General features: G+C 66.0%; 10 protein-coding genes. 6 read left to right on the top strand and 4 right to left on the bottom strand.

Annotated features, from left to right (window positions below; all coding sequences use genetic code 11):
• The first annotated feature begins 164 nt into the window (after nt 1–164).
• The 3 genes from ACU4IU_RS07080 to ACU4IU_RS07090 all read left to right on the top strand — a co-directional run bounded on the left by ACU4IU_RS07080 (nt 165) and on the right by ACU4IU_RS07090 (nt 3,331).
• Nucleotides 165–980 carry a class I SAM-dependent methyltransferase gene (locus ACU4IU_RS07080; RefSeq protein ID WP_446656280.1) on the top strand — a complete coding sequence of 272 codons (816 nt, stop codon included), beginning with the start codon at nt 165–167 and terminating at the stop codon, nt 978–980.
• Nucleotides 981–1,146: 166 nt separating this feature from the next.
• Nucleotides 1,147–1,659, top strand: a complete 513-nt coding sequence (locus ACU4IU_RS07085; RefSeq protein ID WP_446656281.1) for a hypothetical protein — start codon at nt 1,147–1,149, stop codon at nt 1,657–1,659.
• Nucleotides 1,660–1,864: 205 nt separating this feature from the next.
• On the top strand, nt 1,865–3,331 hold the full coding sequence (locus tag ACU4IU_RS07090; protein WP_446656282.1) for a uracil-xanthine permease family protein: 1,467 nt from the start codon (nt 1,865–1,867) through the stop codon (nt 3,329–3,331).
• 58 nt (nt 3,332–3,389) lie between these two features.
• Here the strand turns inward: ACU4IU_RS07090 and ACU4IU_RS07095 are convergent, their stop codons facing one another.
• The 3 genes from ACU4IU_RS07095 to ACU4IU_RS07105 all read right to left on the bottom strand — a co-directional run bounded on the left by ACU4IU_RS07095 (nt 3,390) and on the right by ACU4IU_RS07105 (nt 7,132).
• Nucleotides 3,390–4,658: a LacI family DNA-binding transcriptional regulator gene (locus ACU4IU_RS07095; RefSeq protein ID WP_446656283.1), complete on the bottom strand. Its 1,269-nt coding sequence runs from the start codon at nt 4,656–4,658 to the stop codon at nt 3,390–3,392.
• Between the two features lie 180 nt (nt 4,659–4,838).
• Nucleotides 4,839–5,549, bottom strand: a complete 711-nt coding sequence (locus ACU4IU_RS07100) for a sulfite exporter TauE/SafE family protein (RefSeq protein ID WP_446656284.1) — start codon at nt 5,547–5,549, stop codon at nt 4,839–4,841.
• The gene (locus ACU4IU_RS07105; protein ID WP_446656285.1) at nt 5,549–7,132 is read right to left on the bottom strand and encodes an amidohydrolase family protein; all 1,584 of its coding nucleotides are present in this window, start codon (nt 7,130–7,132) and stop codon (nt 5,549–5,551) included. Before ACU4IU_RS07105 ends, ACU4IU_RS07100 begins: the two co-directional genes overlap by 1 nt.
• Before the next feature lie 116 nt (nt 7,133–7,248).
• Between ACU4IU_RS07105 and ACU4IU_RS07110 the strand changes: the two genes are divergently transcribed.
• From ACU4IU_RS07110 to ACU4IU_RS07120, 3 genes are all read left to right on the top strand, one after another.
• A complete protein-coding gene (locus tag ACU4IU_RS07110; RefSeq protein ID WP_446656286.1) occupies nt 7,249–8,502 on the top strand; it encodes a methyltransferase domain-containing protein in 1,254 nt (417 codons plus the stop codon).
• 387 nt (nt 8,503–8,889) lie between these two features.
• Nucleotides 8,890–9,270, top strand: coding sequence for a VOC family protein (locus ACU4IU_RS07115; protein WP_181271308.1), 381 nt, complete (start codon nt 8,890–8,892; stop codon nt 9,268–9,270).
• 267 nt (nt 9,271–9,537) lie between these two features.
• A complete protein-coding gene (locus ACU4IU_RS07120) occupies nt 9,538–11,310 on the top strand; it encodes a BCCT family transporter (protein WP_446656287.1) in 1,773 nt (590 codons plus the stop codon).
• A gap of 143 nt (nt 11,311–11,453) precedes the next feature.
• Here ACU4IU_RS07120 and ACU4IU_RS07125 read toward each other — a convergent pair whose 3' ends face one another.
• Nucleotides 11,454–12,197, bottom strand: coding sequence for an IclR family transcriptional regulator (locus ACU4IU_RS07125; RefSeq protein WP_446656288.1), 744 nt, complete (start codon nt 12,195–12,197; stop codon nt 11,454–11,456).
• Between the last annotated feature and the right edge of the window lie 2 nt (nt 12,198–12,199).

Genomic DNA, 12,199 nt, shown 5'->3' on the forward strand with positions numbered 1-12,199 from the left:
TCCATGTCTCAGTCCGGAGAATTCTTCGCCACATCCCGCACCTCGATCCTGTTTTGGCCTAGAGTCGAAGTACGGCACCGGCGCCATCGCGGTGCCGAGCCGTCCGGCAGAGTTGCAGAACTGCTCGGTGTTGGTGCCGAGCCACCCGGCAGAGGAGTGTGGACATGCCCGAATATGCCGACAGCAGTCGCACGCGCGACGAGACTCCCCACGAACGCCACGAACGATGGGCCTGGATCCACGAGACAGCCTCGATGACAGGGTGGAACTTCTCCCCGCTGGCCGGACGCCTCGTCGCCGATGATCCGCCGTGGGACTTCGACCAGATCTGCCTCGACGCAATGGCCGAGTCGAGCAGCTGCCTCGACATGGGCACGGGAGGCGGCGAGCGCCTCAGCGAACTCATCGATCGCCTCGAGGAGGCCCGGCCTCCCGGCGAACCCTCGCCGACGATCTCCGCGACCGAGGGGTGGGAGCCCAACGTCCCCTTGGCCGCCTCGATGCTGGAGGACTACGGCGTCGAGGTCACCCGGTACGACAGCGATCACCACCCGGAGATGCCGTGGGACGACGACGAGTTCGACCTTGTGATGAACCGCCACGAAAGCTATGACCTCGCCGAGGTGGCCCGAGTCCTCTCCCCGGGCGGACTGTTCCTCACCCAGCAGGTCGACGGCACGGAGGCGCAGGAGTTCCGCGACCTCTTCGGCGGCGGGGCGGGCGATCTGCGCCAGCAGCTCGAACCGCGCATCAGCGACGTCGAGAGTGAGGGACTGGCGATCGAGGCGGCCCGCAAGTGGCAGGGAACGATGCGCTTCACCGACGTCGAGGCGGTCATCGAGTACCTCGCCTATATTCCGTGGGATGTCCCCGGGTTCACCGTCAGGTCCAACCTCGATGTCCTCAGACGCTTAGCCGAGTCGAGTGAGCCGATTTCGGTCACACAGAAGCGGTTCCTCATCGTCGCCCGCAAGCCCTGAACCCCGAATCTAGGTCACAAACGGAGGTTCCTCGCGCCCGAAAGTATCCGTTTGTGACCTGAATTCGCGGCTACTGGCCGGGCTCGGCCCGCAGGGAGGTTTTCCCGACCTCGCTCTTGGGATAGCAGGATGGGGCGCAGCCGGTCCTTGTCGATAGCGTCGAAGCATGACTTCGACGGACTTTTCGTACCCTCAGCCCACCGATGATGAGCTCGCGGCACAGCAGCCTCGAGTCCCGACTCCTCCTGCCCAACCCATCTATGCCTCCCCGCGCCCCGACGATCTTGCCGATGCTCATGGCTCCGCTGCGGCCCGAATGGACGGTGCCGCCTCGGCGAAGTCGCCGACGCTGGGCAAGGTGGCCGTGGCGCTCTCGATCGTCGCCATGGTCCTCAGCCTGGCCGCCTCGGTGATCCTGGGCGCCACCGTCGGCCCCTCCGAGGCGGCATCCGGTTATTACTTCACCGACACACCGGACTGGTATCAGACCCTGGCGACCGTGCTCGTCGGAGTCCAGGGCCTCTGCACCTGCGCGGGAATCACAGCCATCATCCTCGGCATCACGGCCGCGGTCACCGGGCGGGGCCGAACACCCGGCGTCATCGCCATCGCAATCGCAGCGATCGCCCCGTTCGTCTCTTTCGGCACCTTCATCGTCCTCAGCTTCATCGCCGCCTGAGTCTCCCCGGACTCCGTCGAAAAACGGGCTGAGTGTCGAGAAACGGGTGCGTACATGCGTTTCTCGACACTCAGCCCGTTTTTCGGCAATCTGTCCGAATTCCGAACCGCTTATTGACACCGCCCCTCCCTCGATGCACGATTGAACAAATCGATTTGGCCGCTGTATTTCAGGCCGATCACGATGTGCATCGAGGAGCAGTGCCATGCCCGCAACACCCGATCCGGACCACACCGGCAGCACAGTCGGCAACGACGCCGCCGTCGACACCGACACAACGCCGTCCGCGGACACCACCACATCCGGCAAGGCCGTCCACCCCGTCGATCAGCTGCGGCCGATCCGCAATCTCGTCCCATTCGCCATTCAGCACGTGCTCGTCATGGTGGCGACCCCGATCTCGTCGGTGTTCCTCATCGCCACCGCACTGGGGCTGGACGCGCAGACCACCTCGGCGGTGCTGTCGGCGGTCTTCGTCTTCTCCGGTCTCGGGTCGATCCTGCAGTCGGTGGGTGTGTGGAAGATCGGCGTGCGACTGCCGTTCGTCATGCTCCCGGGCGGGGCCGCGACGATCCTGTTCATCACGATCGCGCAGGGCACCGACGTCGAGACCGCGGTCGGAGCAGTGCTGCTCACGGGAGTCTTCTACATCCTCGCGGTGACGCTGTTCGTCAAGGTGCTCAAGTTCTTCCCGCCGCTGGTCATCGGCATCATGGTCATCGTCATCGGCATCAACCTCGTTCAGGTCACCGGCAAACTCATGGTCGGCGAACCGGACTCACCGGACTTCGGCGACCCGCAGAACCTGCTGCTCGGCCTCATCACCATCCTCATCACCATCGTGTGCTTCCGGTTCTTCCGCGGAATGCTCGGCAAGCTCTCTGTGGCCGTCGGGCTCGTCGGCGGCACCATCGTCGGCGCGTTCATGGGAGCCACCGACTTCTCCAGTCAGACCGACGGCCCGCTGTTCGCCGTGCCGACCCTCTTCCCGTTCGGTTCGCCGAAGTTCGACCTCATCGCGGCGATCCCCATGCTGCTGTGGGCTCTCGCATCGATGGCCGAGGCGACCGGACAGACGATCATCAACGGCGAGATCGTCGGCAGGAAGGTCGAACCGCACCGCGCGGTCCCCCGCCTCATCCGATCCGACGGCATCATCACCATCCTCGGCGGCCTCTTCGGCACTCCCGCGATGGTCACGAGCGGCGAGAACGTCGGAATCGTGCGCGCCTCCGGTGTGCGCAGCCGCTACGTCACCGCGATCGCCGGAATCCTCCTCATCCTCATCGGACTCAGTCCCGTCGCCCGCATACTCAACGGCGTGCCGTCGGCCGTCGTCGGCGGCACCGCTGTGGTCGTCTTCGCCATCATCGCCGTCCTCGGCATCCAGATGCTCGCGAAGATCGATTTCAACCAGACGGGCAACCTCATCACCGCGACCGTCGGCCTGGCCGCGGGCCTCATGCCGGTGCTCCTTCCCGGAATGTACTCGAAGCTGCCGCAGACGGCATCGTCCCTGCTGGGAAGCGGTGTCGCCATGGCCGCGTTCGTCTCGGTGCTGCTCAACCTGCTCTTCCACCACACCGGCAAGCGCAACCGTCACCCGAAGGCCCGGACTCCGATCGCCGACCCGAGCAAGCTCGACCAGAGACCTGCCGACTACCGGATCTGAGGTTCGGCCGGTGGCCGGATCTGAGATTCGACGCGGCACCGTACCACTGGCCCGAGAGTCAGGCTCCGTCCTTGCTCCGGTCCGGCGGATGGCCGGCCGTCGATTCCCTGACGACGAGAACAGGACCGGATGAACCCGCCGAGGCGGCCGACCCAGTATCGTCCGCAGCGGCGGGTTTCGCGTCGCCTCCATTCAGGGCGGCGGACTCCGTGCCACTGTCCAGAGCGGCGGATTCCGCGTCGCCTCCGTCCCGGGCGACGGATTCCGTGCTGCCGTCCAGGACAGCGGTCGCATTCGAGGAATGATCACCGTCGAGAACGGTGACGAGCATCTCGACCGCCGCGCCCGAGATCGCCTCGAGGCCGAGGTCGATGGCGGTCAGCGGAGGATTGCTCGTGCGTGCGCGCAAGCCGTCGTAGCGGGTGGCGATGAGCAGGTCCTCTCCGACCGTTCGGCCGGATTTCTGTGCGGCTCCCACCGCTCCGGTGGCGAAAGTGTCGATGGGCGCGAGCACCGCGTCGATGTCCGGGTGCTCGGCCAACAGCTCCTCGGCGGCGGCGAAGGCTCCGTCTTCTCCGGAGGTCTCATCCGCCTCGGCGATCAGCTGCGTGAAACCGCGGGCGGCTGCGGTCTCGGCATAGACCTCGCGGGCCGCGATCTGTGCTCCGCGCAGGCTGCGGCTGACCAGCAGCGCCGGCTGTGTGGCTCCCTCGTCGAGGAGATGATTGAGCAACAGCTGAGCAGTCGCCCGGTGGTGGAGGTCGATGCTCCACTTGCTGGCGGCTCCGGTCGAAGCTGTCGATGCACGCGCCGGACCTGCCTCGTCAGAGGTCAGGGCGTCGTCGCCAGCTCTCGAACTCGGTCCGTCGATCGTGACGTAGGGAATGCCACGGTCACGCAGCGCCTCGGCGAGGGGATCGTCGACGGTGGGCTCGAGGAGGATCGCACCGTCGATGTCGAGCAGATCGACGGGGTCAGCCGCCTCGGTGGGTGGGGCGAGGACGAAGACGTAGCCTTCGAGCAGTGCGGTCCGCGCACATCCCATGGCCAGTTCGGTGAAGAAGCCCAGCTGAGACGGCCCGGCGGACACAGCCGCGGGCATCGAGGACAGCAGGGCGAGGGTCTGCGACTTGCCCGAGCGCAGACTGCGGGCACGGGCGCTGGGCCGATAGTTCAGCCGCTCGGCGACCTCTTTGACCTTGGCCCGGGTGGCGGCATTGACCTTGCCCTGACCGCTGAGTGCATGGGACACAGTCGTCCGCGACACTCCTGCCTCACGCGCCACATCGGCGATCGTGACGCGGTGCGCGCGCGGGAAGTCAGACATGGAATCAGCCTACTTCACTGCGTGGCGCCGACGAGGGCACAGCTGCACACGAGGTTCGCTGCCCGAAAATAGGTCGCAACCGGACAATTCTCGCGCTTGAAAGTATCCGATTGCGACCTAGGTTTGCAGCCCAAGATTCCGTTTGCGACCACTCTTCGCCGCACCTGGCACTCGCCGCCCTCACGCCTGAACGATGACGATGATGCCGGAGACGATCGCAAAGCCGAGGACGATATAGCGCAGCACCGGCCCGTCGAGGCGGTGGTGGACATATCGGGAGAGGAACGAACCGACCGCGAGGAACGGCAGCATCCACGCGGTCGTGACCATCGTGTCCGCCGAGACCTGCCCGCTGAAGGCGAGCACGATGAGGGAGATGATCTCTCCGACGAGGAAGCACACCGCCACCGTCGAGCGCAGCTCCGGGCCGGGACTGTGCTGATAGGCCAGCGCGTAGGGCGGGCCGCCGATGCCCGTCGAGGTCTCCGTGACTCCGGTGATGAGCCCGACCGTCGCGAGCACCGGCTTGTTCGGCGTGAACTTCGGTGCCAGCAGCGCGACGACCGCGGCGATGAGCGTCGACCAGCCGATGAGCAGCGCGAGCTGGTGCAGGTTGACGATGACGAGGATCCACAGACCCGCGAATGTGCCGGCGAACCGACCGACGCTGATCCATTTCACACCGGTCCAGTCGATGTACTCCCGCTCGCGCGCGGCGATGTAGAGATTGAGCGGAATCATCAGCACGAGCAGCATCACCGGAATGAGGCTCGGGTCGATGAACGTCACGACGGGCGCTAGGATCATCGCAAACCCCATCCCCGTCGATCCCTGCACGAACGCAGAGATGAGGACGACCGCGGCGATGATCGCAAAGGCGAGCATCGACATCAGAAGTCATCCCTCGCCGAGGTGGGGCCGCTGTTCCGCGGTGCGTTCGCCGAGGTGGGGCTGCCGTTCCACGGTGCGTTCACCGAGGCGGTCCCACCGTTCCACGGCGTGTTGGCCGGGGCGGTCCCGTGCTCGGCCATCCACCGTGCCCGGTGGTCGGCCGCGTTCGGGTCGATGCGGGTGATCGGGGAGTTCTCCACCACCCGTCGGGAGACGTCTTTCGCACGCTCGAGGAATTCGCGGCCATCCCAGTCGACGGGCCAACCGCCCTCGAGGCGCAGTTTGCCGTCGACGATGACCGCTTCGATCTGGTCACGGTTGGCCAGTCGGACGAGTTCCCACGGCACATCCCAGGAAGGCACGAACTCCGGAGTGTCGATATTGAGCACGAGCAGGTCGGCACGGGCACCGGGTGAGATCTCCCCGATCTGCCCGCCGAGTCCGACCGCGTCGGCACCGCCGCGCAGGCCCTGTTCGAGCCAGGTCCAGCCTCCGCCGGCCGAGGAGTCGATGACGTCCATTCCGCCGGTGAGCCGCTGCGCGGTCTCGGCGGCGTCAAGGAGGCGGAAGGCATCCGAGCGGGTGCCGTCGGTGCCGAGTCCGATGCGCATTCCGAGTTCGTGCATGAGCAGTGCGGGCGCCACGGCATTGCCCTTCCAGGAGCTGGCGACCGGGTTGTAGGCGATTGCGCCGCCGGAGTCGCGGAGCAGTCGGATCTCCCGCGGGGTCAGGAGAGTGGCGTGTGCGGCGAGCAGCTCGGGACCGAGCGCACCGAGGCGGGCCAGCCTTTCGAGCGGACGCTCACCACCGGAGATGAGGGAGCGCTCGACGGCGACGATGTGCTCGTTGAGGTGGGTTTGGAACGGCACACCGGCCTCCCGGGCAAGGCGTGTGATCGCCACGAGCGCCTCGTCGGAGGCGACCTCGGGGATGGACACGGCCAGGGACGGGTGGACGAGGGACTCGGCGTCCCACCTGCTCAGGTGGCGTTCTGCGGCGGCGACCACCTCGGCGACGGTCGAGGCGCGCATTCCTCCACCGAGGTCGTTGCAGATGACCCCGAGCACGCAGCGCAGGCCGACCTCGGCGGTGATATTGGAGATCGCGGAGACGTCGACGCTCGAGCGGGTGCCGGCGTCGGTGACGGTGGTGAAGCCGCCGCGCAGGGATTCCCAGGCGGCCAGGCGGGTGGCGACGTCGATGGCCTCGGCGTCCATGTTCGACTCCATGGGCACCCAGACGCGCTGGAAGATCTCGGAGGGCTCGCCGAAGACGAGGGATTTGCCGAAGGTCTGGGTGAGGTGGTGGTGGGCGTCGATGAAGCCGGGCATGAGCAGGCGTCCGGGCAGGTCGATGCGGACAGGTTCGGCGGGCGCCCAGTCGGCGCTCGGACTCGGGTCGGCGGCGTTCGCGTCGGTCAGCAGCGATCGGGCCTGGGCGTCCACCTCGGCGAGGGGGCCGACAGCGAGGATCCGGCCGTCGTCGACGAGCACCGCGTGGCCGGTCTGCGCGCCTTCGGGAAGGAGGACCTTCTCCGGGACGAGCAGTGTCGGGGCTTGGTGGAGGCTGCGCAGCTGAGTCATCGGTTCCTTCGGGCTTCGAGGGCAGAGCCAAATCGATTTGGCTACGTTCAGTCTACGGTTGTCGGGCGTACCGGGTCAACGATTTTCCGGGGCCGATCGCCGATTAGAATGAGGGGATGACGACCTTGCCGCTCACCCCCGCCTCGGCGGATCATGGGCACCTGCACTGCGGGTATTTCGAGCGCGGGGAGTGCCGTTCCTGCGCGCTCATCGAAACACACTACGGGCAGCAGATCGCCGACAAGGAAGCTTGGTGCCGCAAAGTCCTCGCCGAGGCTGCTCCGCGAGTTTGGCTGCCGACCTTCGCCGGTGGATTACGGGACTTCAGGAATCGGGCGAAGCTCGCCGTCGGTGGGTCAGCCGGGAATGTCACCTTGGGCATCCTCGATCAGGAGTTCCACGGTGTCGATCTGCGTGACTGTGGGATTCAGACCCCGGCGATCCGGGCGGTGATCCCGGTGCTTGCGGACTTCCTCGATGCCACCGGACTCGAGCCTTATGATGTTGCTGCTCGCCGCGGGGAGTTGAAGTTCGTCCATGTCACGGCGGCACCTTCGGGTGAGCTGATGATTCGTTTCGTCGTCCGCACTCAGCATGGGCTGGACGTGCTGCGATCGCGGAAGGGTCGGCTCTTCGAAGTCATCCCCAATGCGTCCGTGGTGTCGGTGAATCTGCTGCCCGAGCACAAGGCCGTGCTCGAGGGCAGCCGCGAAGAGATGCTGCGCGGCGAATCGCTGCGGATGAACCTCGATCGGGTCGATCTCCATCTGCGGCCGCAGTCTTTCTTCCAGACGAATACCGCTGTCGCCATCGGGCTCTACAACCAAGTGGCCGAGTGGGTGGACGCTGTTGACGCTTCGAACCTGTGGGATCTGTACTGCGGCGTCGGAGGGTTCGCGCTCTACTGTGCTTCCCCTGCGCGACGGGTCACCGGGGTCGAGGTCAGCGAACAGGCGATCGAGTCAGCGAAGGTCAGTGCCGCCGAACTCGGCATCGAAGCTCGGTTCCTCGCCGGCGATGCCACGGAGTTCGCCGAGACGAACCTGGCGGCACCGGCTGATATGACTGGCTCAGTCGCGGCGGCTGGGACGGGCGACCCGGTCTGTGTAACGGAACCGGCCAACCCGGCCGGCGTCGACCGGCCGGACTGCGTGATCGTCAATCCGCCTCGGCGGGGGATTGGTGCACGACTGTCGGCAGTGTTGGAGAACACCGGCGTCGAGCACATCGTCTACTCGAGCTGCAATCCCGTATCGCTGGCAAAGGACCTCGCGCGGATGCCTGCCTACGAGGTGACCCAGGCGCGGATCTTCGACATGTTCCCGCACACGAAGCACCTCGAGGCCGCGGTCCTCCTCCAGCGGCGGTGAACAACCGCGTGCCCGCGCCGATCGCTCGGGCTACCGCCGACCGCTCGCCTTGACTCGGCCTGCACTCGCCCGCCGCTCGACATACCGCCCAGCGCACGCCGCATAATTCGGTACAGCGACGGTAACTCGAGCGGTCGGCGACGTCGGACGTTCGCGAAAACTGTTCCGCTTCGACCTCTGGGGTTGTATGCTCGGTGGCGATGACCGGACAGGCAAACAGCCGCTCACGGATCGGTAACCCGGTCGACAGTTGAGCCGCAGAGGTCACGAGCGCTCTGCTCGCGGCCCTCCCCATGACGAAGCCATTTTCACAATTGTCAGTTCTCCCTGCCCGAAAACATTCTCGGGCGATCAGCGAACCACCACTCATTCGAAAAGGACTTCATCATGTCAGCAACCTTCAACCACACCATCATCGCCGCAGCGGATCCGGCCGCCTCGGCGCAGTTCTATGTCGATATCCTCGAGGCCGAACACACCGAATCCTGGGGACCGTTCGCCAACATCATGCTCTCCGACGGAGTCATGCTCCAATTCGCCACTCCCCCACCGGGATATGACATTCTGCCCGTGCACATGGCCTTCCTCTGCACTGACGACCATTTCGACCGAGCCGTTGACCTGCTCAAACAGCGCGGCCTCGATTTCTGGGCAGACCCACAGCGCACTCGCCCGCAGGAGACGAACACCGAGCACGGGGGTCGCGGAGTGTATTTCCTCGACCCGTCGGGAATGTATCTCGAGCTCATCACTCGCCCCTACCTCTGACTGCCCCTGACACTCACCGACCGCTCGAGTCAGCACCCACCGCTCGCCGCATGACTCGGTCCAGCGACGGCAACATGAGCGGTCGCCGTGACCCAGCAGCGTCAATGCTCCACCGCGAGAAGACTCACACTCTGCCGTTTCTGCCCTCACACATGCGGTGACTCGGCGACGAGCGCATAGACTCGTCAGTCGCACGGCCCCACGAACGACCCAGTTCGCGGGGCCTGTTGTGTAATCTGCCGATCCCGACCGACCCGACGATCGCTCATGCCTGCCGCCGAGGCGGCCACGAGCGCGGAGACCACGATGACGATGCTGAACTCACCCTCCCCCGAACCCGCCAGCAGCACTGCAGGCGGTTCCGACCGCTCCACGGCGTCCACCTCCTCGGGCGGGTCGGACGACCCTCCCCCTGCCCCCGGGGCCGGCCCTGCCGCCGGAGCCGGACCCGAGGCAGGGACAGAGTCCGAGGCTGCTCCGGGCACCACACAGACCGCACCCGTCGCGGCCCCACGCTCCAACCGGGTCGGGACAGTCTTCATATGCTCGGTCATCGCCGTCATCGCCTTCATGGTGTGGGCAACGATCGCCCCCGATGCCCTGTCGGACATCATGACGCGGGCGATGACGACGGTGTCCACCGGATTCGGCTGGATCTATCTCGTCGTTCCCTTCGCCGCGATCGCGATGCTCGTGTGGTTCGCAGCCAGCCGCTTCGGTCGCCTCCGCCTCGGCTCATCCGATTCCCGCCCCGAATACCGCACGATCACCTGGCTGGCGATGATCCTCGCTGCCGTGATGGGGATCGGCCTGGTCAGCTACGGGGTAGCCGAGCCGATGTCCCACTTCATGACCCCGCCCCACGGACTGGCGGAACCGGAGACCATGGACGCGGCGATTCGCGCGATGCAGTTCTCCTACCTCGACTGGGGCTTCCAAGCCTGGGCGATCTTCGGCGTCTTCGGACTGGCCATCGGCTATTCCACCCACCGAAAGGGCCGGCCAGCACTCGTGTCCACGATGCTGCGCCCCGTCCTCGGCCGCTTCGTCGACGGCTGGGTCGGCAGCTTCATCGACATCCTCACCATCATCGCCACACTCTTCGGCACGACGACGTCCCTGGGACTCGGTGCCTCGCAGATCGGCGAGGGCCTCAACACCGTCCTCGGCATCGACTCCACCATCATCGGCCAGATCATCGTCATCACCGTGCTCACCCTCCTCTTCACCGGTTCGGCACTGACCGGAGTGAGCCGCGGCATCAAGTACATCTCCCAGATCACGCTGACCATGGCGACCCTGCTCGGGCTCTTCGTCTTCATCACCGGACCCAGCGGTTTCGTCTCCAACCTGTTCGTCCGCTCCATCGGCGCCTTCGCCGGAGACTTCGTCGAACTCAGCTTTATGACCCCGACCAGTGCCGAGGACAGCGAATGGATGCTCGGCTGGACCTATTTCATGATGGCGTGGTGGCTGTCCTGGAGCGCCTTCGTCGGCATCTTCCTGGCCAAGATCTCGAAGGGCCGCACCATCCGGGAGTTCGTCGCCGGCGTCCTGCTCGTGCCCAGCGCCGTGTTCTTCATCTGGTTCACCGTCATGGGCGGTTCGGCGATCAAATTCGACATCGATGGGGCCGGGATCGGTGAGGCCACTCAGAACAACCTCGACACCGCCTTCTTCAGCCTCCTCGACCAGCTGCCGCTGTCCATGCTCGCTTCGGTCTTCACGATCGTCATGGTCACCCTGTTCTTCATCTCCTCGGCCGACTCGAACACCTTCGTCCTCAGCTCGCTGTCCTCACAGGGATCCTTCGCGCCCCGGCGTCCGGTGATCGCGACCTGGGGGTTCCTCACCGGCGGCTGCGCGGTGGTCCTGCTCCTCGTGGGCGGACTGCAGGCCCTGCAGCAGGCGGCGATGCTCTCGGCGGTGCCGTTCACCATCATCGTGGTCGTCCTGGGCATCGCCCTGATCAAGGAGCTGCGCAGCGATCACCAGATCGTCGAGGAGGTCGCACGCGAACGACGCGTGCTCGGACTCTGACGCTCGATCCGATCACACCAACCGCTCACGTTACCGTCCACCACTCACCACATAACTCAGTACAGTGACGGCAACGTGAGCGGTCGGTGAGGACCGGCAGTTCAGGCAGCCCAAGCAGGTGACGTGACCAGAACTGAGCACCCTCACCTCAGCTTGGCGGTCACCTCGGCGGCGGCAGCCTTGACCCGGTCGACCACAGGACCGGTGTCCTCGGGCAGGGTCTGGGTGACGAAGGAGAGGCCGATGGCTGCGATCGGGCGACCCAGCACATCGAACACCGGTGCCGCGAGCGTCGAGATTCCCGGCGTGACTTCGCCGTGTTCGATCGCGCTGCCGGTCCGTCGTTCCTGGGCGAGCACGGCGTTGAGCGCCTTCACCGAGGTCGGGCCCTTGCCCGTGCGCGTGACGAACTCGGTTTCGGACTGCAGCATCGCCAGCACCTCGGACTTCGGCAGCTGGGCGAGGATCGCCCGGCCGGTCGCCGTGAGGTAGCTCGGCATGCGCACACCGGTGGCGGTGATGACCGCGACGGATTTGAGCGACTGCTCCTTGAGCACGTACTCCGTCTCCCAGCCGCGGATGACGGCCAGCTGCGCGGTCGTGGCGGTATCCTCGGCGAGCTGACGGACGATCGGCTGCGCCAACCGCTGCAGGGGATTCGTCCGCAGGTAGGACGCCCCGAGCTCGTGCACACCGGCTCCGAGCACATACCCGGATTCGGTGCGCGCCACGAGCCCGAGCTCCTCGAGCACGGCGAGGATGTCATATGCGCTCGACCGCGGAATCTCCAGCGACCTGACCAGAGCACCGGCCGTGATCGACCGATTCGACGAGGCCATATGCCGCAGGATCGCGATCGCCCGCCGCAGTGCCGGAACCTCAGCCACGA

The organism is Brevibacterium sp. CSND-B09 (genome assembly GCF_052906525.1).